Below are 23521 nucleotides of genomic sequence, written 5' to 3' on the forward strand. Positions count from 1 at the left end.
ATGCGTGCCTACCGGATGACCGGCCCGGGCCGGGCCGGGCTCGTGGACCTCCCGGACCCCGAGCCCGGACCGGGAGAGGTCCGTCTCGACGTGTCGGCGGCCGGACTGTGCCACTCGGACCTGGCGGTGCTCGCAGGATCGGCCGGATCGGGATGGCCGCTGCCGATGACCCTGGGGCACGAGATCTGTGGTCGGGTCGCCGCTCTGGGGGAGGGTGTGGCGGAGGTCGTCGTCGGGGACCAGGTGGTCGTCCACGCCCCGATCGGATGCGGGGCGTGCGACCGCTGCCGGTGCGGCCGGACGAACTACTGCGACCGCCGCGCCGCCGTCCCCGTCGCGGGGATCGGGCTCGGCACGGACGGGGGGATGGCGGACGCCGTCGTCGTCGGCGCCGACCACCTGGTCGCCGCCGACGGGCTGGACCCCGCTTCCGCGGCGGCGCTCACCGACGCGGGTCTGACCTCCTATCACGCGATCGGCACCTGTCGCGCGTCGCTCGATCGACCCGGCTCCGTGGCGGTCGTGCTCGGCGTCGGGGGACTCGGGCATCTGGCGATCCGGATCCTGCGGGCGACGACCGGGGCCCGGATCGTCGCCCTGGACACCCGAGACGACGCACTGGACCTCGCCCGGCGGTGCGGCGCGGACGCCGTGGCCCGGCCGGCGGAGGCGGCCGAGGTGGTCGCCGAGGTCTCCGACGGTCGTGGGGCCGACGCGGTCCTCGACTTCGTCGCCGCTCCCCGCACCGTGGAGCTCGCCGCGACGCTGTTGCGTACCGCGGGCGAGCTCGTCTACGTGGGCGCGGGTGGAGGCGTGCTGGCGGTGACGAAGCCCGGTCCGCTCCCGTTCGGCGGATGCCTGCGGCTGCCGTTCTGGGGGTCCCGGCCGGAGCTGGAGGAGGTTGTGGGCCTCGCGCTCGCCGGATCGCTCGATGTGGAGACCGTGCCGTTCCCGCTGGTGGCGGCCGACGAGGCCGTGGCGCGGCTCCGCGAGGGGCGGATCGTCGGTCGCGCGGTCCTCCTGCCGGCAGATGGTTGACGGATGTGCCGTGGTGGATCGCTGACGACGGCGGAACGCTGCACTGCGCCGCGGTCGACCAGTTGCTCGCCGTGCTGAGCCGTGGCGGCGCGACCGCCGCCGAGCTGCGTGCCGTCGTCGCCGTCGCTCTGGAGCCGTCGGGGGATCGCGCACCGGGGCCGGTCGGCGGTGGCCGGTAGTCACGACGGCGACAGCGACTCCCACTCCAGCTCCGGGCCGGGCGGCCACGGCCGCTCCCACCCGCCCAGGCGCAGCACCGCGTCGACGACGTCGCCGGTGAACCCCCACACCACGTCCTCGCCCACCCGGAACCCCGGGCCCCGCCACACCCCGCCACCGGCCCGGAGCCGGAACCGGTGCGCCGGGTCGGCCAGCACCGCCAGCGGCACGTGCAGCACCGCCTCGGTCTCGGCCGGGTCGACCGCGTGCAGCCGGGTCGGCGACCGCCAGTGCCCGAGCACCGCGGTCACGTGGAACCCGGTCAGCAGGATCAGCCGCGGCAGCATCGCGACGACGTCCACACCGGACGGGTCCAGCCCGGTCTCCTCGGTGGCCTCCCGCAGCGCCGTCGCGGCCGGGTCGGCGTCGCCCGGGTCCGCGCGCCCACCGGGGAAGGAGATCTCCCCGGAGTGGTGGCGCAGCCGCCGGGCCCGCCGCTGCAGCACGACCTCCGGGCCGTCCGGGCCCTGGCCGAGCAGTACCAGCACGGCCGACTGCCGGGGCCCGACGTGGTCGGCGGGCAGGTCGTTCGTGCTGATGTCGCGCGGCCCGGCGTGCTCCAGCCCGCGCAGCAGCGGCCCCATCCAGTCCGGGGCCCGGCCGGGGTCGGGCCGGGCGGCGTCGAGCCAGCGCCGGGCCGCGGCGACGTCACACATACGGCCGGGTGATCATCTCCAGATAGTGACCGGCCGGGTCGAGGAAGTACACCCCGCGCCCGCCGTGCCCGTGGTTGATCTCCCCGGGACGGGTGCGCTGCGGGTCGGCCCAGTGCTCCGTCCCGTCCTCGACGAGGCGGGCGTACGCGCGGTCGAACAGTGCGTCGTCGACGAGGAACGCGTAGTGCTGTGGCTGGATCTCGGGCACCACGTGGAGCGGCAGGTCGGCGAACTGGACGAGGACACCGCCGTCGAGGGCGATGTTGGTGAACGGCCCCCAGGACGGCGCCTCGGCCGCCTCCAGGACGTGCCGGTAGAACGCGGCGGAGGCCACCCGGTCGCGGGTGGCGATGATCGTGTGGTTGAACGTGCAGGTCATACGGGTCTCCTGACGACAGCGGGGACCACGCGAACGACCTGCGGAAGGAGCTGCGCCCGCGGGCCCGTGCGGGACTGGCGAGAACTCCTTCCGGCTGGGCCCATCGGGGGCGCACCGCGGAGGTTATCAGCGCAGGGCCGCGTTGCCGATGTCCTGCGCGGCCCGCAGCCCCGGGCCGACCGGGACCCGGCCGGCGAACAGCTCGTCGAGCGCGGGCTCCATCGCCGTCGTCGCCGCGCCCACCTTCGGGCCGGCCGGGGCCGGGGTCGTCGGGCCGTCCGCGACGAACTCCCGGGTGTCGACGCCGCGCCGGGCCCAGTAGTCGAACCAGCCTCGCTGGGCCGCCGTCACCGCGGGCAGCCCGGCGCCGCTGTCGCCGACCGGGGCGGCGCCCTCGGGCGATCCCAGCCAGCGCAGCACCCGCAGGATCTCCGGGCGCTTCGGGCTGTCGGCGTTGCCGGCGGCGACGATGCTCGACACCACGCTGACCCGGCCCCGCGGGCCCTCGACCATGGGGGCGACGCCCCAGTCGAACGTGGCGCCCTCGGCGATGTTGGCCAGGTTGTAGGTGCCGCTCTGGAACAGCGCCATCCGGCCCTGCAGGAACTGGTCGCGGCTGAAGTCCGGGTTCTGGTTCGTGTCCGCCGCGGACGGCGCCACCCGCTCGGTGTTGATCATGTTCACCAGGTAGCCGAACGCCTGCTCGCCCGCGGGCGTCGCGACGTCGAAGGTCTCGTCGGGCGCCTGGAGCCGGCCACCGGCCGAGCCGAGGAAGTCGAGGTAGATCGCCTGCAGGTCCCGGGCGGCGTTGAAGCCGTACTGGCGCACGGTGCCCGGGTCGAACCCGGGCGTGCCGGCGCTGCGTCCGGCGGCGTCGCGGGTCAGCTTCCGGGCCGCGGGGAGCAGGGTGTCGCGGGCCGGGTCGGTGGGGTCCCAGCGCAACGCGGCCGGGTCGACGCCCGCCGCGCGGACGAGGTCCTTGTTGTAGAACACGGCGATCCGGCCGTCGGTCACCACCGGGACGCCCCACAGGGTCCCGCCGCGGGTGTACTGCGCGGCGGCGGCGTCCACCCAGCCGGCGCGCTGGTCGGCGAGTGCGGCACCGACGTCGATCAGCTTCCCGGCGTCGGCGAACGCCCCGAAGTTCGACGAGTTGACCCAGTAGATGTCGGTCGCGGTGCCGGACGCGACGTCCAGCGGCAGCGAGGTGAAGTAGTCCTTGAACGGCACCTGCACGAGCTCGACCCGGATGTCCGGGTTGGCCTGCGAAAACGCCGCGAACGAGCGCTCGTAGGCCGCCGCGACCTGGGTGTCCCACAGCCGCAGCGTCACCGTGGTGACGCCGTCGGCGTCGTCGTCGAAACGGGACGCCGGTGAGCACGCCGCCAGCAGCAGTACCCCGACCAGCGCCAGGGCGGCGCCGAGCCGCCGTCTCACCGGAACCCCGTGATCGTGATCGAGCGGACGACGCTGTGCTGGAAGACCAGGAACAGCAGGATCAGCGGGACGATCGCGACCGTCGTCGCCGCCATCACGACCGGCCAGTTCCCGTTGTACTGCGTCTGCAGACCGGCGGTCGCCACCGTCATCACCTGCCAGGTCCGGCCGGAGGTGATGACCAGCGGCCACAGGAAGTTGTTCCAGTGCGTCACCACGGTGATCACCGCCAGCGTCGTGAGGATCGGCCGGCTCACCGGCACGACGACGTGCCGCAGGATCCCGACCGTCCCGGCGCCGTCGAGCCGGGCGGCGTCGATCAGGTCCTGCGGGATGGTCCGGAAGTGCTCACGCAACAGGAAGATCGCGAACGGCGACCCGAGCACGTAGGGCAGCACCAGCGCCCAGAACGTGTTCCGCAGCCCCACCTCGGTCATCATCAGGTACAGCGGGATCACCGTCACCGCCTGCGGCACCATCAGCGTCCCCAGGTACACCCAGAACAGCGCGTCCCGGCCGGGGAACTCCAGGCGGGCGAACGCGTACGCCGCCAGCACCGAGAACAGCAGCTGCCCCACCAGCACGACGACCACCACCTGGGCGGTCACCGCGATCGGGGTCACGAAGTCGTAGTCCCGGCCGAACAGGGTCACGATGTTCTCCACCGTCGGCGGAGCCGGCGGTGACAGCACCGGCGTCGACGCGAACTGCCGGGTCGTCTTCAGCGCCGTCGTCACGCTCAGCACGAACGGCGCCAGCGTCGCCACCGCGCCCATCAGCAGCGCGACCAGCACGGCCGCGTCGACGAGCCTTCCGCGCCTCACGTGTCGAGCTCGTAGGTCGTGCGAGGGCTGAACCACCGCTGCTGGGCCACGGTCACCACCACCAGGATCACGAACAACACCACCGCCATCACCGCGGCCTGCCCGACCGCGCGGTTCTCGAACGCCTCGTAGTAGATCCGCCCCGCGACGACGTCGGTGACACCCTGCGGGCCGCCGTTCGGCGTGAGGGCGTACACCGAGTCGAACACCTGGAAGCTGGAGATCACCCCGGTGACCAGCACGAAGAACAGCGTCGGGCGCAGCAGCGGCAACCGGATCCGCCACAGCAGCTGCCACGCCGAGGCCCCGTCGAGCCGGGCCGCCTCCACGATCGTGTCCGGGATGGCGCGCAGCCCGGCCAGGAAGAACAGGGCGACGTAGCCGACCTGGGTCCACGCGGTCACCGCGGCGACCGACGGCAGCGCCAGCGCCGGGTCGGCCAGCCACTCGACGCGGATCCCGAGCAGCGCGTTGAGCGCGCCGTCGGTGGGGGACAGGATCCACCGCCACACCACGCCCAGCACCAGCGGCGCGCAGATCCACGGCAGCACGAAGACCACCCGGAACACCGTCGTCCCGGGCAGCCCGCGGTCCAGGAGCAGCGCGGCCGCCAGCCCGAGCACGGTCTGCACCGGGATGACGATGAGCACGAAGAACGCCGTCACCAGCAGGGACCGCGCGAACCGGCCGTCCGCGGCGACCGCGACGACGTTGTCCAGCCCGACGAAGGTCCGCGGCCCGACCAGGTCCCACCGGAACAGCGCCAGCCCCAGCACGATCAGCACCGGGACCAGCAGGAACAGCACCACGCCCACCAGGCTGGGGGCCAGCAGCAGGTACGCGGTGCGGGTGTCCCGCCGGGACCGGCTCACGTCCCGTGGGCGAAGCCCGCGGCCTCGCTCCCGCGGACGGGACCGGCCTGGCGGCGCAGCCGCTCCAGCAGCCGCGCCAGGTCGTCGAGCAGCAGCGCGGCCAGGTCGTGGCTGAACCCGTTGCGGACCACGATCCGCAGCGCCGCCAGGTCCTCCCGGTTCTCCGGGAACGTGTACGCCGGGACCAGCCACCCCGTCTCGCGCAGACCCGCCGACACGTCGAACACCGAGAACGGCTCGCCGTCGGCGACGGTGAACGCGAACACCGGCAGCTGCGAGCCGTCGGTGAGCAGCCGGAACGCGCCCGTCGCCTCGATCCGCCGGGCCAGTCCGGTCGCGATCTCCCGGCAGGTGCCCTGCACCCGGGCGTAGCCCTCGTGCCCCAGCCGCAGGAAGTTGTAGTACTGCGCGATGACCTGGCCGCCGGGGCGGGAGAAGTTCAGCGCGAACGTCGGCATGTCACCGCCGAGGTAGTTCACCCGGAACACCAGGTCCTCGGGCAGTGCGTCGGTGTCGCGCCACACCGCCCACCCGACGCCCGGGTGCACCAGGCCGTACTTGTGGCCGGAGGTGTTGATCGACGCCACCCGCGGCAGCCGGAAGTCCCACTCCAGGTCCGGGTCGCAGAACGGCGCGACCATCGCCCCGGACGCGCCGTCGACGTGCACCGGCACGTCCAGCCCGGTGCGGGACTGCAGGTCGTCGAGCGCCGCGCACAGCTGCGCGACCGGCTCGTAGCTGCCGTCGAAGGTGGATCCCAGGATCGCGACGACGCCGATGGTGTTCTCGTCGCACAGCGCGACGGCCTCCTCGGCGCCCAGGTGCAGCCGGTCGCCCTCCATCGGGACCAGCCGCGGCTCCACGTCCCAGTAGTTCGCGAACTTGTCCCAGCAGATCTGGACGTTCACGCCCATCACGATGTTCGGCCGGTCCGTCGGGAGACCCGCCGCCTTCCGCCGGTGCTGCCAGCGCCGCTTGAGCGCCAGCCCGCCGAGCATGCACGCCTCCGACGACCCCGTCGTCGAGCAGCCGATGGCCCGCCCCGGGTCGGGGGCGTGCCACAGGTCGGCGAGCATCCGCACGCACCGCTGCTCCAGGTCCGCGGTCCGCGGGTACTCGTCCTTGTCGATCATGTTCTTGTCGAAGGACTCGGCCATCAGCCGCGCGGCCTGGGGCTCCGCCCACGTCGTGACGAACGTGGCGAGGTTCAGCCGGGCGTTCCCGTCGAGCATCAGCTCGTCGTGCACTACCTGGTAGGCGATCTCCGGGTGCATCCCGGTGTCGGGGATGCGGAAGCGGGGGATGTCGACGGGCTCCGCCGCGAAGACAGGGTTGACCGGGACCGCGCGGTCGTCGCCGCGGTCCTCCGAGGGTGAGTGCGCACCGGGCATGATCCGAACCTAGGACCGATCGGCCCGGTCCGCTCAGGTTCCGAGCAGCTTCTTCTGGACCTTCCCCATCGGGTTGCGGGGCAGGGCGTCGAGGAACACGACCTCGCGCGGCCGCTTGTGCCAGGACAGCTGTGCGGCGACGTGGTCGATCAGCGCCTGGGCGTCGTGTCCGTCGCCGACGACGTAGGCGACGATCTTCTGGCCGAGGTCGGGGTCGGGGGCGCCGACGACGGCGACCTCGGACACGGCGGGGTGGTCGAGCAGGACGGCCTCGATCTCGCCGGATCCGATGCGGTAGCCGCCGGATTTGATGAGGTCGGTGGACTCGCGGCCGACGATGCGGTGGAACCCGCCGGGGTCGCGGACGGCGAGGTCGCCGGTGCGGAACCAGCCCTCGCCGGCCCAGCACTCGTCGTCGGCGTCGGGGCGGCCCCGGTAGCCGTCGAACAGCATGGGGCCGCGGACCTGCAGGCGGCCGACGGTCTCGCCGTCGTCGGGGACGGTGTCGGCGTCGGTCGCGTCGTCGGTGGCGGGGAGCAGCCGGGTCTCGGCGCCCGGGACGGGCAACCCGACCCAGCCGGCGCGGCGCTCTCCGGAGGCGTGTGCGGACAGGGTGATCATGGTCTCGGTCATGCCGTAGCGCTCCACCGGCGCCTGCCCGGTCAGGGCGGCGATGCGGTCGAACAGCGATGCGGGCAGCGGTGCGCTGCCGGAGACCAGGAGCCGGGCGCGGGACAGGGCGCGGGCGGCGTCGGGTTCGTCGACGATCCGGTTCCACACCGTCGGCACCCCGAAGTACATCGACGCCTCGACCGCGGCGTAGCGGGCGGGCTGGGGCTTCACTGTGTGCACGACGCGGGAGCCGCGGCGCAGTGATCCGAGGACACCGAGGATCAGGCCGTGGACGTGGAACAGGGGCAGGCCGTGGGCGACGGTGTCGTCGGGGGTCCAGTCCCAGACCTCGTAGAGGGCGTCGAGGCCGGCGGCGATCGCGGCGCCGGAGAGCTGGGCGCCCTTGGGGCGTCCGGTGGTGCCGGAGGTGTAGAGCAGCATCGCGGTGGCCGCGGGGTCGACCGGACGGGGGCCGATCGGCTGTGAGCCGGGGACGACCACGGGGAGGTCGACGTCGTCGGGTCGTTCCCCGGCCCAGGCCGTCGCACCCGAGTCGGAGAGGACGTGGCCGCGCTCGGCGGGCCCGGAGTCCGGCGGGACCGGCACGACCGGCACCCCGGCGAGGATCGCGGCGGTGATGGCGACGACGGTGTCGATCGAGGCGGTCGCGTGCACGGCGACCGGGCCGTCGCCGGGGATGCCGGCGGCGAACCGGCCGGCCCGGTCGAGGAGCTCGGCGCGGGACAGCACGTCGTCGCCGACGGTGACGGCACGCTCCAGGTCCCGGGTGCCGGTGAGCGAGGTGAGGAACAACGTCGTTCTCCTGGTGGTGACGGGGTCAGACCGCCATGGCGGGCAGCACGAGGGCTCCCACCAGCGCGATCGGGCCGATGACGACCATGGACAGGCCCCAGCGGGTCAGCAGCGCGGTCATGCGGGGACGTTCCTGCTCGTCGACGGTGGTGGCGACCAGCGTCGCACCCACCGTCGAGAAGGGTGACACGTCCACGATGGACGAGCAGACCCCGAGCGCGCAGATCAGCGCCCAGCCCGGGATCCCGCCCTGCTGGACCAGCGGGATCGCCAGCGGCACCAGCGCGGCGAGGATGCCGGTGGTCGACGCGAACGCCGACACCAGCCCGCACACCGCGCAGATCACCAGGGCGGCGAGCAGCGGGACGGTGAGGCTCGCGGCGAGGTCACCCAGCAGGTCGACCGAGCCGATCTCCTGCAGCACACCGACGTAGGTGATGATCCCGCCGACCAGCAGGACGGTGGACCAGTCGATCTCCTTCAGGGCGCCGCGGCCGCTGTCCGGGTCGATCAGGGTGAGCACCGCGCCGAAGGCGAAGGCGAGCACCCCGACGTCGGGCTCGGCGCCGAGCACCGCCAGCACGACGACCGCCGCGACCAGGCCGAGCATCGCGACGACGGTGATCCAGTGCGTCGCGCGGAACGGCTCGCGGGCCGGGGGCTCCTCGTCGCCGGGCACCTCGGGCCCGCCGCCGCCCGCCGTGACCGGGACGCGGCTGCGGACGGAGAACATCAGGTAGGACGCGCCCAGCAGCACCAGGTTCGCGATGATCGCGACCGCGAACAGGGTCAGCGGGTTGAGCGCGATGCCCGCCGCCGACGCCGTCCCCCAGGTGACGATCCCGAACAGCGACGTCGGCGCGAACCCGCCCGCCGACAGCCCGGTCCCGATCGCCAGCGCCATCAGCATCGGGTCGATCCCGCGCCGGTGCGCCACCGTCATCCCGATCGGCGCCATGACCAGCCCGCCCAGCGGCGACCCCATCGCCGACACCACACCGGTGAGCACGAAGAACGTCAGCGGCAGCGCCGCGGTCCGGTCGCCGACGACGACCAGCGCCCGGTCCACCAGCCGGCCGATGGTGCCGTTGGACTTCGCGATCCCGAAGAAGAACGTCACCCCGACCAGCAGGACCAGGATGTCGACGGGGAAGCCCGCGACGATGTCGTCGAGCGGCAGGCCCGCGACGAGCAGCCCCATGCCGGCGGCGGCCGCGAACATGACGATCCCGATGTGGGACCGGCGGACCTCGGCGATCACGAAGACCGCCGCGAACACCACCAGCGTGATGACCTGCACCGCCATGCCTACCCCCGTTGGTACGCGCTTGTCGTATCGGTCCACCTGGTGGCACAGTGGTTCGTACAGTGGACCGTTTGGTGGCGGACACTAGGTCGCCCGAACGGGGGAGGTCAACACCGGCCATGGCTCCGACCAACAGCGTCGTCTCCGCGGTCCGCGTGCTGGAGGCGGTGGGGGAGCGGCAGCCCGTCGGGCTGTCCGACCTCGCCCGCACCGTCGCGCTGCCGAAGTCCACCGTGCAGCGGATCCTGCGCACCCTGGCCGAGGTCGGCTGGTGCGTCGCCGACGACACCGCGCGCTGGCGGCTCACCTACCGCGCGTTCGCCGTCGGCAACCAGGCCCGCGACGCCGGTGGCCTGCGCGCGGTGGCGGTCCCGGTGCTGCACGAGCTGCAGCTCGCGACGGGGGAGACCGTGCACCTGGCCGCCCCGGACGGCCGCGAGCTGGTCCTGCTCGAACGGCTCGACACCGCGCACCGGCTGCGCGCGTTCCTGCCGCTGGGCCACCGCATCCCGCTGCACGCCTCGGCCACCGGCCAGGCCTACCTCGCCGCCTGCACCCCGGCGGAGGTCGACGCCTACCTCGCCGGCCCGCTGGACCCCTCCACCCGGCACACCGTCGTCGACCCCGACCGGCTGCGGGCCCGGATCGCCGAGGTGCGCGAGCGCGGGTGGTCGGTCAACCCCGAGGGGCTCTCCGACGGCATCGCCGCGGTCGGCGCCCCCGTCCTCGGTCCCGACGGCCGCCCGGTCGGGGCGCTGTCGGTGTCCGGCCCCACGGTGCGCATGACCGAGGAGGTCTTCGACGACCACGGCCGCGCCGCCGCCGACGCCGCCCGGCGCATCTCCCGCGACCTAGGGGCCCGCCCGTAGGAACGACCCCGCAGCAACGACCCCGCAGCACGACGGAGCCCGCCCCCTCGGTGAGGGGACGGGCTCCGCGTGGTGGTGGGTACTGCGCGCGTCAGCTCTTCAGCATGCCCCGCAGGACGTACTGCAGGATGCCGCCGTTGCGGTAGTAGTCCGCCTCACCGGGGGTGTCGATGCGCACCTTCGCGTCGAACTCGACGGTCTCGCCGGAGGACTTCGTGGCGGTCACGTGCACCGACTTCGGGGTCTTCCCGTCGTTCAGCTCGGTGATGCCGGCGATGTCGAAGGTCTCGGTGCCGTCGAGTCCGAGGCTCTTCGCCGACTCGCCGTCGGGGAACTGCAGCGGGACGACGCCCATGCCGATCAGGTTCGAACGGTGGATCCGCTCGAAGGACTCGACGATGACGGCGCGCACGCCCAGGAGCGCGGTGCCCTTGGCCGCCCAGTCACGCGAGGAGCCGGAGCCGTACTCCTTGCCGCCCAGCACGACCAGCGGGGTGCCCTGCGCGGCGTAGTTCTGCGCGGCGTCGTAGATGAACGACTGCGGGGCCCCGTCCTGGGTGAAGTCGCGGGTGTAGCCACCCGAGACGTCGTCGAGGAGCTGGTTGCGCAGCCGGATGTTCGCAAACGTGCCGCGGATCATCACCTCGTGGTTGCCGCGCCGCGAGCCGAAGGAGTTGTAGTCCTTCTTCTCGACGCCGTGGGAGTCCAGGTACTCCGCGGCCGGGGTGCCCGGCTTGATCGCACCGGCCGGCGAGATGTGGTCGGTGGTGACCGAGTCGCCGAGCAGCGCGAGCACGCGGGCACCGGAGATGTCGGTGACCGGGTCCGGCTCGCCCTTCATGCCCTCGAAGTACGGGGGCTTGCGGACGTAGGTGGACTTCTGGTCCCACTCGAAGGTCCGGCCCTCCGGGGTGGGCAGCGCGCGCCAGCGGTCGTCGCCGCGGAACACGTCGGAGTAGCTCTTGGTGAACATCTCCGAGGTGATCGAGGAGTCCACGACCGCGTTGATGTCCTCGGTCGAGGGCCAGATGTCGCGCAGGAAGACGTCGGCGCCGTCCGAGTCCTGGCCCAGGGGCTGGTTCTCGAAGTCGAAGTCCATCGTCCCGGCCAGCGCGTAGGCGATGACCAGCGGCGGGGACGCCAGGTAGTTCATCTTGACGTCGGGGTTGATCCGGCCCTCGAAGTTCCGGTTGCCCGAGAGCACCGAGACGACGGTGAGGTCGTTGTCGTTGACCGCGGCCGAGATCTCCTCCGGCAGCGGGCCGGAGTTGCCGATGCAGGTGGTGCAGCCGTAGCCGACCAGGTTGTAGCCGAGCTTGTCGAGGTAGGGCCAGAGACCGGCCTTCTCGTAGTAGTCGGTGACGACCTGGCTGCCCGGGGCCATCGAGGTCTTGACCCACGGCTTGGTGGTCAGGCCCCGGTCGACGGCGTTCTTGGCGAGCAGCGCGGCACCGAGCATGACGCTCGGGTTCGAGGTGTTGGTGCACGAGGTGATCGAGGCGATCACCACGGCGCCGTGGTCGAGCACGAACTCACCGCGCGAGTCCGACTTCACGGTGACCGGCTTGGACGGGCGGCCCTCGCAGCCGTCCGCGGCCGACATGATGACCGGCGCGGCGTCGTCGTCGGCGAAGGAGAGCGCCGGGGCGTCGCTGGCCGGGAAGGACTCGTTCGACGACTCGTCGACGCCGGCGAGCGGGCTCGGGGCCACGCCGTCGTCGGTGTAGTCGTGCACGGTCTTGCGGAACGCCGGCTTGGCGTCGGTCAGCTCGATGCGGTCCTGCGGGCGCTTCGGGCCGGCGATCGACGGGACGACCGTCGACAGGTCCAGCTCCATCGTCTGGGAGTACACCGGCTCGTGGTCCGGGTCGTGCCAGAGGCCCTGCTCCTTGGCGTAGGCCTCGACCAGCGCGATCTGCTCGGCGGAGCGGCCGGTCAGCTTCAGGTAGCGGACGGTCTCGTCGTCGATCGGGAAGATCGCCGCGGTCGAGCCGAACTCCGGGCTCATGTTGCCGATGGTGGCGCGGTTGGCCAGCGGCACCGCGCCGACGCCGGCGCCGTAGAACTCGACGAACTTGCCGACGACGCCCTGGCGACGCAGCATCTCGGTGATCGTGAGCACCACGTCGGTGGCGGTCACGCCGGTCGGGATCTCCCCGGTCAGCTTGAAGCCGAGCACCTGCGGGATGAGCATCGAGACCGGCTGGCCGAGCATCGCGGCCTCGGCCTCGATGCCGCCGACGCCCCAGCCCAGCACGCCCAGGCCGTTGACCATGGTGGTGTGGGAGTCGGTGCCGACCAGGGTGTCGGGGTAGGCCTGGCCGTTGCGCGGCATGACCACGCGCGCCAGGTTCTCGATGTTGACCTGGTGCACGATGCCGGTGCCGGGCGGGACGACCTTGAACTCGTCGAAGGCACCCTGGCCCCAGCGCAGGAACTGGTAGCGCTCCTTGTTGCGGCCGTACTCGAACTCGATGTTCTTCTCGAACGCGTCGGCGGTGCCGAAGAAGTCGATCATCACCGAGTGGTCGATGACCAGCTCGGCGGGCGCGAGCGGGTTGACCTTGGACGGGTCGCCGCCCATCTCGGTCACGGCCTCGCGCATGGTCGCCAGGTCGACGACGCAGGGCACGCCGGTGAAGTCCTGCATGATCACCCGGGCGGGGGTGAACTGGATCTCGGTGTCCGGGTCGGCCTGCGGGTCCCAGTTCGCCAGGGCGTTGATGTGGTCCGCCGTGACGTTCGCACCGTCCTCGGTGCGGAGCAGGTTCTCGAGCAGGACCTTCAGGCTGAACGGCAGGCGCTTCGAGCCCTCCACTGCGGAGAGCCGGAAGATCTCGTAACCGGTGCCCCCGACGTCGAGCTGTCCTCTGGCGCCGAAGCTGTCGGTGCTGGCCACTTGGTGGTCCTCCCGTGGTGGTGGGCGGTCGCTTGTCCGGTGCGGTGAGCCCGCCCCGCCTCGCGGGGGAGGAGGTGCTCACCTGCGTCGTGTCGGAGTCTCGCGCACCGCCGTGTCGGCAGCAGCGCGGACCCTCGTACCGCAAATAGTACGCCTGTCCTATAAGCCTGGCGAGGCGGGTGTGGCCGGGGTCGCGGTGCCGTCGGGCGGGTGGGGTCCCCCGTGCGGTGGACGGGTCCGGTGTGTCGCACGGGGTTCGGGTGACACGAGTGGCACTGTTCCCAGTCGATTCCCCGTCGATCCCGCCCGCCCCCCGGAAGGACCTCCCCGTGACGCGCCAGCCGCCGGCGACCCTCGTCGTGGTGGCCGCGCTCGTCGCGGTCGCGCTGGCCTCGCCCGGGGTGGGCGCGGCCGCGACCGCCGTCGTGCCCGCCGCCGCGGTGCTCCCGGCGCAGCCCCCGCCCCCGCCGCCGCCCAACCCCGGCGACGACGAGCTGGAGCGCAGCCGCCAGTCGGTGCAGGACCGGGCCGCCGAAGTCGGCAGGCTCACCGCCCGCCTCGCCGAGCTCGACGCGCAGGCCGAGCAGCTGCAGATGGAGGTCGCGGGGCGCAACGAGGAGGCACTCGCCGCCCGGGACACCGCCGACGCCGCCGGCCGCGAGGCCGAGACCGCCGCGGCCCGGGCCGCCGACGCCCGCGCCGCGACCGAGGCCGCGGGCCGCGCCGTCGACGACGCCCGCACCCGGATCGACGCCTTCGTCGGCGACGTCTACACCCACGGTCTCGACCTGGGCCCGCTCGGCCTGCTCTCGCGGGCGACCGACCCGCAGGACCTGATGGACCGGGCCCGGCTCACCGACGCGCTGAGCGAGGACCAGGCCGCCGTCCTGGAGCAGCTCCAGCAGGCCCGCATCGCCCAGGCCAACGCCGACTCCCTCGCCCGCGCGGCGCAGGAGGAGGCCGACCGGCGCCGCGCCGACGCCGAGCAGGCGTCCGCGGCGGCCGACTCCGCCGTCGACGAGGCCGTCGCGGCGGCCGACGCCCAGCAGGTGCGGCTCGACGCCGTGCACACCGAGCGCGCCGACGTGCAGTCCCGCCTCGACGCCGCGGAGAACGCCGACGCCGGGCTGCGGGCCCAGCGCCAGCGTTACGAGGCGTGGCGGGCCGAGCAGGCCCGGTTGCAGGCCGAGGCCGACCGGCGGGCCCGGGAGGAGGCCGCGTCGCGGGTCGCACAGGAGGCCGGGCCGTCGGAGGGGCCCGCGCCGCGGCGCACCGGGTCGGCGGCGATCGAGACCGTGATCGACCGGGCGATGGCCCAGCTCGGCACCATCTACGCCTGGGGCGGCGGCAACTCGCGCGGACCGACCCGGGGGATCCGCGACGGCGGCGTCGCCGACGCCCACGGCGACTTCCGCAAGGTCGGCTTCGACTGCTCCGGGCTGATGCAGTTCGCCTTCGCCGGGGTCGGCATCAGCCTGCCCCGCTACAGCGGCAACCAGGCCAACGCCGGGCAGCTGGTGCCGATCTCGGACATGCGGCGCGGGGACATGCTGTCCTGGGCCGAGGGCGGTCGCACCCACCACATCGCCATCTACCTCGGCGACGGGAAGATGCTCGAGGCCCCCTACTCCGGTGCGAGCGTGCGGGTCACCCCGGTCCGCTACGGCGGCCTGAACAAGGTCACCCGGATGCTCTGACGGCCGCCGCCTCCGCGGTCAGCTCGTCGAGGACCAGCCGCACCGCGGGCCGGGTCACCGCACCGCGGGTCACGGCCCGCACCAGGCGGGCGGCCCGCACCCCGGCGAGCGGGCGCAGAGCGAGCCGGGCGCCGTCGCGGTGGTCGGTGGAGTAGCGGGGGAGCAGCGCGACGCCGTGCCCGTGTGCGACGAGCTCCTCGGTGACCGAGAAGTCGTTGATCCGCTGCACCACCCGCGGCACGGTGCCGGTGACCAGCGCGAGCGAGGTGAGCACGTCGTCGACCGGCCACCCGACGGCGACCGAGATCCAGTCGGCGTCGACGAGGTCGGACAGGTGCACCTCGGCACGGTGGGCCAGCGGGTGGTCCGGGGGCAGCGCGACGTCGAGGGGCTCGCGCAGGAGCGGGTGCACGGTGAGCCGGCCCGTGCGCAGCGGATCGAACCGTTCGTCGTGGTGGGTGACGACGACGTCGGCGTCGGCCGCGGCGGCCGGTACCTCCTCCGGGCGCAGGTCGAGGTCGCGGCAGGACAGCGCCAGCCCGGGGTGGGCCGACGCCCGGCGCAGCAGCCCGGGCAGCAGCAGCCGGGCCGCCGACGGGAAGAACACCACCCGCACCGTGCCCAGCGGCTGCTCGCGCAGGCCCGCGGCGGTCTCCTCCAGCCGGCCCAGCGCGTCGAGCACCTCCTGCGCCCCGTCGACGACGGCCCGCCCGGCCGCGGTGAGCCGCAGCCCGCGCCCGTCCGGCGCGGTCAGCTCCAGGCCCGCCTCCCGGGACAGCGCCTTGAGCTGCTGGGACACCGCGGACGGGGTGAAGTTCAGCGCCGCGGCGACGGCGGTGACCGAGCCGCGGTCGGCGAGCTCGCGCAGGATCCGGAGCCGCCGCACGTCCATGCAGGAACGCTACAACATCGTTTCAGTTCTAGTCGCTGGTCTGCACGGTCCCGGGACGGCAGCGTGGACGCCGTGACCGTTCGTGACCGCCTGCTCGTCGTCGTCGTCGCCGTGTTGTGGGGCGCCAACTTCATCGCCATCCACGTCGGGCTCGAGCACTTCCAGCCGCTGTTCCTGGCCGGGCTGCGGATGCTCGTGCTCGCGGTCCCGACGGTGCTGCTCGTGCCGCGGCCGCGGGTGCCGCTGCGCTGGCTCGTCGGCTACGGGCTCGGGTTCGGCACGGTGCAGTTCCTCTTCCTGTTCCTGGGGATGTACGCCGGGATGCCGACCGGGCTCGCGTCGCTGGTGCTGCAGGCGTCGGGGCCGTTCACGCTCGTGCTGGGCGCGCTGCTGCTGCGCGAGAGGGTGACGCCACGGCAGTGGGCGGGGATCGGCGTCGCCGTCGTCGGGCTGGGGTGCATCGCCCTCGCCCGCGCCCAGTCCGCGGCGCTGCTGCCGGTCGTGCTGACCCTGCTCGGCGCGCTCGGCTGGGCGGCCGGGAACCTGTGCAGCCGCCTGGCCCAGCGCGACGGCGAGGCGGTCAACCCGCTGCACCTGACGCTGTGGATGACCGTCGTGCCGCCGGTGCCGATGCTGGCCGCCTCGGCCGTGGTGGAGGGTCCGGGCGCCTGGGGCGACGTCGTCGCGATGGTGACCCCCGACGGCGTCGCCGGGCTGGTCGCGCTCGTGTACCTGTCGCTGGTCGCGACGGTGCTCGCCGCGGGGATCTGGACCGGGCTGATGCGCCGCTACCCGGCGGGGCTCGTCGCGCCGCACTCGCTGCTCGTGCCGGTGGTCGGGATGAGCCTGGCGATGGTGCTGCTCGGGGAGCGGCCGTCGGTGACCGAGCTGGTGGCCGGGGCGGTGGTGGTCGGCGGGGTGCTGGTGGCGTCCGCGCCGGCCCGGCGTCGGGTAGAGGTGACGGTATGAGGCTGCGCTACACGACCCTCGTGGTCGACGACTACGACGCCGCGATCACCTTCTTCGTCGACGTGCTCGGCTTCGAGCTGGTCGAGGACTCGCCCGCGACGACCTCGACGACCGGGGCGGCGAAGCGCTGGGTCGTCGTGCGTCCGCCCGGCGCCGACACCGGCCTGCTCCTGGCCCGCGCCGACGGCGACCGGCAGCGGGCCGCCGTCGGTGACCAGTTCGCCGGGCGGGTGGGGCACTTCCTGGAGGTCGACGACGCCGCCGCGGAGTACGAGCGGCTCGTGGCACTCGGGGCGGAGTTCGAGGGACCGCCGCGGGTGGCGGCCTACGGCACGGTCGCGGTGTTCCGCGACGTCGCCGGGAACCGGTGGGACCTGCTGTCCGGGCCGTGAGTCAGGCGCGCCGGCGCCGCCGGCGGTTGCGGCGACGGCGGCTCGGGACGAGGAACGCCGCCGCGGTCCCGACCAGGGCGACGACCCCGAGCGCGACGAGGGCCGTCACGAACGCACCCGTCGACACCGTGGTCGCCGGGGGCTCGGGCGGTGCCGCGGGTACGGCCGCGACCTCGTGGGTGGCGGTGCAGATGTTGTCCTCGTACGGGCTCGCCGGGTTCAACGGGTGGAACTCGTAGCGGGTCCCGGTGGCGTACGACCGGTCGACCGTGGTCGCGGTGTTCGGCAGTGGGTTCGAGGAGCCGACGACCTGGACGTCGCGGCCGTCGTCGGTGCGGACCTGCGCGACGCGGCCGTCGGCGGAGGTCGAGGCGACGGTGCCGGTGAACGCGTGCTCGGAGCGGAGGGGGCCGGGGACGCACGACGTGCGGGCCGACGGTCTCGCGGTCTCCCCGGCCGCATCCGTCGCGCCGGCCGGGCTCGTCGGGGCGAGGAGCGCCAGGGCGACGAGCAACGGGACGGCGAGACGGGGCACGGGGTCATCCTCGCGCGTGCGGGGGTCGCGCGCCTCCGCCGTCCAGCCGAGTGGCCGGGTCCGGGACGCCGTCTTCGGAGCGGAGCTCGAGTCGTGGTGGGACGGCCCGGCCGTCGAGGCACGACCGCCGTGCTCCGGCGGGCGCGTCGGTCGGGGGCTCGGGGAGTGGCCGCGGGGGCGCGAGGCCCAGGCGTGATGAGGCCGAGGAGATGGCGGCGCGAGCTGGTGCGCGGGGATCGTCCGCTGCCGGGCTGCGGCGGACGGCCGGATGCGAGCGCCGAACGACCTGGAGACGCCCAGCCAGGAGACCTATAATCGAACGTATGATCGATCAGGTGGACGTGCTGGACGTGGTGAGCCACACCGATCCCGCCGACGACCCGGCCTGGCTCGAACACCGGCGCCGCCGCGAGGCGGTGGAGGAGGCGACCCGGTGCCCGCACGGTCTCGCGATCGACCTGTGCGGCGAGATGTGCGGTCCCGAGCCCCCGTCCGACCGCTCCGGCGGGATCGACGACGTCGCCTGGGAGGCGCTGCGGTGCCTGGTCGCCGGAGTCCCGACCGACCGGCTCACCGACCTGCAGGTGCTCGACGTCCTGGAGGGCGCCGAGCACTGGGTGCGGCGCTCGACCGCTCTGCGGATGCGGTCGGTCGCGCAGATCGCGGAGCGCCACCCGGCCGGGAGCGGCGCCGCGCCGCCGGGCGCGGACCCGCGTGCGGTTCAGCCCGTCTCGCGGTGGTTGCCGGACCAGGTGGCGATCGTGCTGCGGGTCCCGCGCGACCACGCACGGTCGCTGATCGGGCAGGCGCAGCGGTTCGCCCAGGTGCTGCCGGAGACCCTGGCCGCGTGGGAGTCGGGGGCGATCGACCAGGGCGCCGCCGAGGCGATCTCGTCGTCGACCCTCGTCCTGGACGACGAGCGCGCCCGCCGGGTGCAGGCCGCGGTCCTCCCGGGCGCTCCGGAGGCGCACCGCCGGTTGCTGCGGGACCGGCTGCGCCGCCACATCGTCCGGGTCGACCCGGACGGTGCCCGCGAGCGCCATGAACGGGCCCGGTCGGAACGGCGGATGTCGATCTCCCCGGGTGACGACGGCATGGGCTCGCTGTGGCTGGGTGGCACCGCCGCGCAGGTGGAGGCGTCGTGGCAGTGCGTCGACCGGCTGGCGCGCTCCCTGGACGACCCGTGCGACGACCGCACCCTGGACCAGAAGCGCGTCGACCTCGCCCACCAGCTGCTGCAGGGCACGCTGACGCTCACCGACGTCGGCACGGTGCGGGACGGGCTCGGCGCGGACGGGAAGGGCGCCGACGAGGACGGCCTGCTCGCAGCGGTCGCGCGGGTGCTCGCCGCGAAGCCGGACCCGGAGGAGGCGGTGGGGCGCCGTCCGCTGATCCAGGTCGTCGTCCCGCTCAGCACGCTGATGGGTGGTGCGGCACCGGCCGAGCTGGTCGGGCACGGCCCGATCCCCGCCGACCTCGCCCGGGCCCTCGCCGCCGGCGGTGTGTGGCAGCGGCTGGTGACCGACCCGCTGTCGGGCACGGTGCTCGACGTCGGACGCACCCGCTACCGCCCGCCGGTCGCGATGGCCGACCACGTCCGGGCGCGGGACTGCACCTGTCGCGGCCCCGCGTGCAGCCGCCGGGTCCGCGACCTCGACCACCACCGCCCCTGGGCGGCCGGGACGGGCCGACCAGCGCGGAGAACCTGTTCGGGCTGTGCCGGGCCGACCACGCGCTGAAGGACGCGCCGGGCTGGCAGGTGCTCGCCGGGGCCGACGGCAGCCTGACCTGGGTGGCACCGTGCGGCCGCCGGGCGACGACGCGGCCGTTCGACCACCGGGTCTTCACCGATCCGCTGCCGGACGCGGCCGACCACGACGCCGACGCTGTCGTAGCGCCCTTCTGAGCGCTGCTCAGGCCGCCGGGGCGGCGAGCTGCCAGGACACGCCGAAGCGGTCCTCGACCCAGGCGAAGGGACCGAAGCCGTAGTCGTCGAGCGGCATGAACTCCCGCCCACCGGTCGCGAGGGCCGCCAGCAGCCGCTTCTGCTCGTCGCCGGACTCGCAGTCCACCCACAGCGAGACGGCGGGGGAGAAGTCCCACTGGTGCACCGGCGGGCTGTCGCTGCACCGCAGGCGCTGCCCGGCGACGACGAACTCGGCCAGCGCCACCGCGGTCGGGTCGTCGGGGCGGTGGGTGACCGAGACGATCTCGCCGTCGTCGAACAGGGAGGTCCAGAACTCCATCGCCTCGCTCGCGCTCGGGCCACGCGGCGGCTGGAAGGTCAGGAACGGCAGGGCACGGGCGGGCATCGGTCCTCCGGCGGGACGGGGCGGGTGGGCGTGTCCGAAACCGGGCGACACGGACACCTGCCGATGGATAGGCTCGAACCATGGCACGAGGCATCTGGTCGCAGAAGGTCCGCTCCGCCCGCTGACGGCGGCGCCCCTCCCTTCGTCCTCGCGACGTCGCACGCGCGTCCGCCGTCCCGGTCCCCGCCGGGCGGCGCATCCCGTGCTGCCCGGCTCCGATCTCGGATGCCGCGGAGCTCTCTCGTGCACACCACCCCCGAACCGTCCTCACCCCTGCCCGCCCTCGACGCTGGCGCGGCCGCCCACGTGCGTGCCGAGGACGTCGTCGTCACCCGCGGGTCGCACCGCGTCCTCACCGGCGTGACGCTGACCGTCTCCGCCCGCTCGCGGCTCGCCGTCGTCGGCGAGAACGGGCGCGGCAAGTCCACGCTCCTGCACGTCCTCGCGGGCCTGCTCGTCCCGGACGCCGGGGTCGTGCACCGCGCCGGCACCGTCGCCCTGGCGCGCCAGGAGGTGCCCGCCCGCGACGGCGAGACCGTCGGCACCCTGACCGCGGAGTCCCTCGCCGCCCCGCGGACGGCGCTGCGCGAGCTCGACGCGGCGACCGCGGCGCTCACCGACGGCGCGCCCGGCGCCGACGACCGGTTCGCCGCCGCCCTGGACACCGCGACCCGGCTCGACGCCTGGGACGCCGAACGCCGCGTCGACGTCGCCCTCGGCGCGCTCGGCGCCTGCACCGACCGCACCCGGCCACTGGAGACGTTGTCGGTGGGGCAGCGCCACCGCGTGCGGCTGGCGTGCCTGCTCGGTGCCCGCCACGACGTCCTGCTCCTCGACGAGCCCACCAACCACCTCGACGCCGCCGGGCTCGACTTCCTGACCCGCACCCTGCGCGCGCACCCGGGCGGGCTCGCCGTGGTCAGCCACGACCGGGCCCTGCTGCGCGACGTCGCCGAGGAGTTCTGCGACCTCGACCCGAGCCGCGACGGCACGCCCCGGCTCACCGCGGGCGGCTACGACGGCTGGCGGACCGCGCGGGACCGGGCCCGCGCCGCCTGGGAGGCCGAGCACGCCGAACAGCAGGCCGAGCACCGTCGCCTCGCCGACGCCGTCGCCACCGCGCGGGACCGGCTCTCGACCGGCTGGCGCCCGGACAAGGGGACCGGCAAGCACGCCCGCCAGTCCCGGGCCCCGGGGGTGGTGCAGGCACTGCACCGGCGCCGCGCCGAGCTCGACGCGCACCGGATCGACGTACCGGTGCCGCCGTCGTCGCTGCGCCGGCCCGACCTCGACGTGCGCCCCGGCGCGCCCCAGCTGCGTGCGCACGGGGTCGGCGTGCGGGGCCGGCTCGCCGGTCCGGTCGACCTGGTCCTCGATGCGGGCGACCGGCTGCTCGTGACCGGGCCGAACGGGGCCGGGAAGTCGACGCTGCTCGCCGTACTGGCCGGGGTGCTCGCTCCGGATGCCGGGACGGTGCGCACCGCGCGCGGCGCCCGGGTCGTCCGGCTGGGGCAGGAGACCGCGGTGCTCGACCCGCGGCGGCCCGCGCGCGCCGTGCTGGAGCACACCGGTGGTGGCGCCCACGGCCTGCTCGACGCGGCGGCGCTGCGGACCCCGGTGGGCCGGCTGTCGGAGGGCCAGCGACGCCGGCTCGACCTGGCCCGCGCGCTGGCGGAGCGCCCGACGACGCTGCTGCTCGACGAGCCGACCAACCACCTGTCCGCGCGGCTCGTGGACGAGCTCACCGGGATGGTCCGGGACACCTCGGCGGCCGTCGTCGTCGCCACCCACGACCGGCAGCTGCTGCGCGACCTGGCCGACTGGCCGCGGCTGGAGCTCGGCCCGGCCGGGTGATCAGGGCCGGAGCCCGGCCTCGACGGCGTCGAGGGTGCGGCGCAGCCCGGAGTCGAACAGCGGCTCGCCGCCGCCGGGCCCGCGCACGACGGCGCCGCCGAGCAGCCGGGACAGCACCGGCAGCCCCTCCGCCCGGCCGGAGCGGCGGACGTCGTCGAGGGTGGGCAGGCGGTCCCCGGCCAGGGCCGCCGCGCCCCGGACGTAGCCGTGCAGCAGGTGCAGCACCTCGACGGCCGCGTGCAGCGGGTGCCCCGCCCCGACGACGTGTGCCAGCAGCGCCTCCGACCACGCGCACTCGGCGGGCCCGGTGGCGCGGGGACCGGCGAGCAGCCCGACGGTCCACGGGTGCTCGTCGAGCACATCGCGCAGGGCGGTCGCCCAGATCTCGCAGCCCAGCCGCAGCCCGCAGCCCGACAGGTCCGGCGGCTCGCCCAGCGCGACGTCCAGGACGAGGTCGACCAGCGCGTCCTTGCCGGGCACGTGCCGGTACAGCGACATCGGCGCGGACCCCAGCTCGCGGGCCAGCCGCGGCATCGACACCGCGGCCAGCCCGTCGGCGTCGGCGAGGTGCAGCGCCGTGGCGACGATCGACCCGCGGTCCAGCGTCCGGCGCACCGGGGCCGTGGGAGCGGCCCAGCGGGGGTCGTCGGCGGCGGTCACGGCGTCGATCATGCCACGCACCTCGTAGACAGCCCTACGCACGATGCGTAAGCCCTACGCGTACCGCGCCGGGAGGAGCGGCGGCGTGCGGTTCGTAGGGTGTCCCGATGGAGTTGTGGGAGGTCGGGGTCATCGCGCTGGCCGGGCTCTGGGCGGGGTTGATCAACACCGTCGTCGGGTCCGGGACGCTGGTGACCTTCCCGGTACTCGTGGCGCTGGGTTTCCCCCCGGTGACGGCGACGACGTCGAACGCCATCGGCCTGATCACCGGCTCGATCACCGGCGCCGTCGGCTACCGCAAGGAGTGGGCCGGGCACGGCCGCCGCCTCGCGAAGTACGGCGTCGCGTCGTTCCTGGGGGCCGTGGTCGGTGCGGCGCTGCTGCTGTCGCTGCCGCCGGACGCGTTCGAGACGATCGTGCCGGTCCTGGTCGGCACCTCGGTGCTCCTGGTCGCCGTGCAGCCCCTGCTGGCCCGCCGGCTGCGCGACCGCCCGCGTCCGGACCGGACCGGCTCGCCGGTGCTCTACGTGCTGGTGTTCCTGGTGGGCGTCTACGGCGGCTACTTCACCGCCGCCCAGGGGATCATGCTGGTCGGGGTGATGGGGCTGCTCGTCGCGGACCCGCTCCAGCGGCTCAACGCCTTCAAGAACACCCTCGCCTCGGTCGTGAACATCGTCGCCGGGGCGATCTACGCCGTCGTCGCGCCGGTCGACTGGACGGTCGTCGGGATCATCGCGGTCAGCTCGATCGTCGGCGGGCTGCTCGGCGCGAAGGTCGGCCGCAGGCTGCCGCCCGCGGTGCTGCGGACCGTGATCGTCGTGATCGGGGTCGCGGCGATCGTGTTCCTGCTGGTGGAGTGAGCGCCCGGAACTGTCGGGGGTGTCTGCTCTCCTGG

The 23521-nt window shown here is 74.2% G+C and carries 23 protein-coding genes; 10 read left to right on the forward strand and 13 right to left on the reverse strand.

Annotation, left to right across the window (positions count from 1 at the left end; all coding sequences use genetic code 11):
- Positions 1–1038, forward strand: coding sequence for an alcohol dehydrogenase catalytic domain-containing protein (locus tag KPL60_RS04920; protein ID WP_226365047.1), 1038 nt, complete (start codon positions 1–3; stop codon positions 1036–1038).
- A gap of 5 nt (positions 1039–1043) precedes the next feature.
- On the forward strand, positions 1044–1217 hold the full coding sequence (locus KPL60_RS04925; RefSeq protein WP_226365048.1) for a hypothetical protein: 174 nt from the start codon (positions 1044–1046) through the stop codon (positions 1215–1217).
- Here KPL60_RS04925 and KPL60_RS04930 read toward each other — a convergent pair whose 3' ends face one another.
- The 8 genes from KPL60_RS04930 to KPL60_RS04965 all read right to left on the reverse strand — a co-directional run bounded on the left by KPL60_RS04930 (position 1218) and on the right by KPL60_RS04965 (position 9547).
- Positions 1218–1913, reverse strand: coding sequence for a CoA pyrophosphatase (locus KPL60_RS04930; RefSeq protein WP_226365049.1), 696 nt, complete (start codon positions 1911–1913; stop codon positions 1218–1220).
- Positions 1906–2292: a VOC family protein gene (locus KPL60_RS04935; RefSeq protein WP_226357276.1), complete on the reverse strand. Its 387-nt coding sequence runs from the start codon at positions 2290–2292 to the stop codon at positions 1906–1908. The genes KPL60_RS04930 and KPL60_RS04935 overlap by 8 nt, the downstream gene beginning before the upstream one ends.
- A 126-nt stretch (positions 2293–2418) precedes the next feature.
- Positions 2419–3729: an extracellular solute-binding protein gene (locus tag KPL60_RS04940; protein WP_226365050.1), complete on the reverse strand. Its 1311-nt coding sequence runs from the start codon at positions 3727–3729 to the stop codon at positions 2419–2421.
- The gene (locus KPL60_RS04945; RefSeq protein ID WP_226365051.1) at positions 3726–4553 is read right to left on the reverse strand and encodes a carbohydrate ABC transporter permease; all 828 of its coding nucleotides are present in this window, start codon (positions 4551–4553) and stop codon (positions 3726–3728) included. The genes KPL60_RS04940 and KPL60_RS04945 overlap by 4 nt, the downstream gene beginning before the upstream one ends.
- Positions 4550–5425, reverse strand: a complete 876-nt coding sequence (locus KPL60_RS04950; protein ID WP_226365052.1) for a carbohydrate ABC transporter permease — start codon at positions 5423–5425, stop codon at positions 4550–4552. The genes KPL60_RS04945 and KPL60_RS04950 overlap by 4 nt, the downstream gene beginning before the upstream one ends.
- A complete protein-coding gene (locus KPL60_RS04955; RefSeq protein ID WP_226365053.1) occupies positions 5422–6816 on the reverse strand; it encodes a glutamate decarboxylase in 1395 nt (464 codons plus the stop codon). Before KPL60_RS04955 ends, KPL60_RS04950 begins: the two co-directional genes overlap by 4 nt.
- 33 nt (positions 6817–6849) lie before the next feature.
- Positions 6850–8241, reverse strand: coding sequence for an acyl-CoA synthetase (locus tag KPL60_RS04960; RefSeq protein ID WP_226365054.1), 1392 nt, complete (start codon positions 8239–8241; stop codon positions 6850–6852).
- 25 nt (positions 8242–8266) lie between these two features.
- The gene (locus tag KPL60_RS04965) at positions 8267–9547 is read right to left on the reverse strand and encodes an SLC13 family permease (RefSeq protein WP_226357270.1); all 1281 of its coding nucleotides are present in this window, start codon (positions 9545–9547) and stop codon (positions 8267–8269) included.
- A gap of 119 nt (positions 9548–9666) precedes the next feature.
- Between KPL60_RS04965 and KPL60_RS04970 the strand changes: the two genes are divergently transcribed.
- The gene (locus tag KPL60_RS04970; protein WP_226365055.1) at positions 9667–10416 is read left to right on the forward strand and encodes an IclR family transcriptional regulator; all 750 of its coding nucleotides are present in this window, start codon (positions 9667–9669) and stop codon (positions 10414–10416) included.
- Positions 10417–10507: 91 nt separating this feature from the next.
- Here KPL60_RS04970 and KPL60_RS04975 read toward each other — a convergent pair whose 3' ends face one another.
- Positions 10508–13315 carry an aconitate hydratase gene (locus tag KPL60_RS04975; RefSeq protein WP_226365056.1) on the reverse strand — a complete coding sequence of 936 codons (2808 nt, stop codon included), beginning with the start codon at positions 13313–13315 and terminating at the stop codon, positions 10508–10510.
- 329 nt (positions 13316–13644) lie between these two features.
- Between KPL60_RS04975 and KPL60_RS34495 the strand changes: the two genes are divergently transcribed.
- A complete protein-coding gene (locus KPL60_RS34495) occupies positions 13645–15012 on the forward strand; it encodes an NlpC/P60 family protein (protein ID WP_226365057.1) in 1368 nt (455 codons plus the stop codon).
- On the opposite strand, the gene KPL60_RS04985 is transcribed toward KPL60_RS34495, so the two are convergent.
- Positions 14996–15904 carry a LysR family transcriptional regulator gene (locus tag KPL60_RS04985; protein WP_226365058.1) on the reverse strand — a complete coding sequence of 303 codons (909 nt, stop codon included), beginning with the start codon at positions 15902–15904 and terminating at the stop codon, positions 14996–14998. The genes KPL60_RS34495 and KPL60_RS04985 overlap by 17 nt on opposite strands.
- 72 nt (positions 15905–15976) lie before the next feature.
- Between KPL60_RS04985 and KPL60_RS04990 the strand changes: the two genes are divergently transcribed.
- Positions 15977–16873: an EamA family transporter gene (locus KPL60_RS04990; RefSeq protein WP_226365059.1), complete on the forward strand. Its 897-nt coding sequence runs from the start codon at positions 15977–15979 to the stop codon at positions 16871–16873.
- Complete coding sequence (locus tag KPL60_RS04995) at positions 16870–17265, forward strand: VOC family protein (protein ID WP_226365060.1); 396 nt, start codon at positions 16870–16872, stop codon at positions 17263–17265. Before KPL60_RS04990 ends, KPL60_RS04995 begins: the two co-directional genes overlap by 4 nt.
- A gap of 1 nt (position 17266) precedes the next feature.
- On the opposite strand, the gene KPL60_RS05000 is transcribed toward KPL60_RS04995, so the two are convergent.
- Positions 17267–17800, reverse strand: a complete 534-nt coding sequence (locus tag KPL60_RS05000) for a hypothetical protein (RefSeq protein ID WP_226357263.1) — start codon at positions 17798–17800, stop codon at positions 17267–17269.
- A 323-nt stretch (positions 17801–18123) separates the two neighbouring features.
- On the opposite strand from KPL60_RS05000, the gene KPL60_RS05005 reads away from it, so the two are divergent.
- Entirely contained in the window at positions 18124–19539 is a 1416-nt protein-coding gene (locus KPL60_RS05005; RefSeq protein WP_226365061.1) for a DUF222 domain-containing protein, read from the forward strand.
- Between the two features lie 20 nt (positions 19540–19559).
- On the forward strand, positions 19560–19706 hold the full coding sequence (locus KPL60_RS05010; RefSeq protein WP_226365062.1) for a hypothetical protein: 147 nt from the start codon (positions 19560–19562) through the stop codon (positions 19704–19706).
- A 7-nt stretch (positions 19707–19713) separates the two neighbouring features.
- On the opposite strand, the gene KPL60_RS05015 is transcribed toward KPL60_RS05010, so the two are convergent.
- A complete protein-coding gene (locus tag KPL60_RS05015; protein ID WP_226357261.1) occupies positions 19714–20112 on the reverse strand; it encodes a VOC family protein in 399 nt (132 codons plus the stop codon).
- 243 nt (positions 20113–20355) lie between these two features.
- Here KPL60_RS05015 and KPL60_RS05020 point away from each other — a divergent pair, with 243 nt between their 5' ends.
- Positions 20356–21966 (forward strand): ABC-F family ATP-binding cassette domain-containing protein, encoded by a 1611-nt coding sequence (locus tag KPL60_RS05020; protein WP_226365063.1) that lies wholly within the window; start codon positions 20356–20358, stop codon positions 21964–21966.
- Here KPL60_RS05020 and KPL60_RS05025 read toward each other — a convergent pair whose 3' ends face one another.
- Positions 21967–22638: a TetR/AcrR family transcriptional regulator gene (locus tag KPL60_RS05025; RefSeq protein WP_226365064.1), complete on the reverse strand. Its 672-nt coding sequence runs from the start codon at positions 22636–22638 to the stop codon at positions 21967–21969.
- 95 nt (positions 22639–22733) lie between these two features.
- Between KPL60_RS05025 and KPL60_RS05030 the strand changes: the two genes are divergently transcribed.
- The gene (locus KPL60_RS05030) at positions 22734–23486 is read left to right on the forward strand and encodes a sulfite exporter TauE/SafE family protein (protein WP_208820818.1); all 753 of its coding nucleotides are present in this window, start codon (positions 22734–22736) and stop codon (positions 23484–23486) included.
- Positions 23487–23521 lie beyond the last annotated feature (35 nt).

Origin of the sequence: Pseudonocardia sp. ICBG162 (assembly GCF_020496225.1) — a bacterium.
GTDB lineage: Bacteria > Actinomycetota > Actinomycetes > Mycobacteriales > Pseudonocardiaceae > Pseudonocardia > Pseudonocardia alni.

What these genes read in the sequence shown, in the direction of transcription:
- KPL60_RS04920 (WP_226365047.1), top strand. Translation starts at nt 1, where the DNA reads ATGCGTGCCTACCGGATGACCGGCCCGGGCCGGGCCGGGCTCGTGGAC.
- KPL60_RS04930 (WP_226365049.1), bottom strand. Translation starts at nt 1,913, where the DNA reads ATGTGTGACGTCGCCGCGGCCCGGCGCTGGCTCGACGCCGCCCGGCCC.
- KPL60_RS04935 (WP_226357276.1), bottom strand. Translation starts at nt 2,292, where the DNA reads ATGACCTGCACGTTCAACCACACGATCATCGCCACCCGCGACCGGGTG.
- KPL60_RS04955 (WP_226365053.1), bottom strand. Translation starts at nt 6,816, where the DNA reads ATGCCCGGTGCGCACTCACCCTCGGAGGACCGCGGCGACGACCGCGCG.
- KPL60_RS04965 (WP_226357270.1), bottom strand. Translation starts at nt 9,547, where the DNA reads ATGGCGGTGCAGGTCATCACGCTGGTGGTGTTCGCGGCGGTCTTCGTG.
- KPL60_RS04970 (WP_226365055.1), top strand. Translation starts at nt 9,667, where the DNA reads ATGGCTCCGACCAACAGCGTCGTCTCCGCGGTCCGCGTGCTGGAGGCG.
- KPL60_RS04985 (WP_226365058.1), bottom strand. Translation starts at nt 15,904, where the DNA reads ATGGACGTGCGGCGGCTCCGGATCCTGCGCGAGCTCGCCGACCGCGGC.
- KPL60_RS04995 (WP_226365060.1), top strand. Translation starts at nt 16,870, where the DNA reads ATGAGGCTGCGCTACACGACCCTCGTGGTCGACGACTACGACGCCGCG.
- KPL60_RS05005 (WP_226365061.1), top strand. Translation starts at nt 18,124, where the DNA reads ATGATCGATCAGGTGGACGTGCTGGACGTGGTGAGCCACACCGATCCC.
- KPL60_RS05015 (WP_226357261.1), bottom strand. Translation starts at nt 20,112, where the DNA reads ATGCCCGCCCGTGCCCTGCCGTTCCTGACCTTCCAGCCGCCGCGTGGC.
- KPL60_RS05025 (WP_226365064.1), bottom strand. Translation starts at nt 22,638, where the DNA reads ATGATCGACGCCGTGACCGCCGCCGACGACCCCCGCTGGGCCGCTCCC.
- KPL60_RS05030 (WP_208820818.1), top strand. Translation starts at nt 22,734, where the DNA reads ATGGAGTTGTGGGAGGTCGGGGTCATCGCGCTGGCCGGGCTCTGGGCG.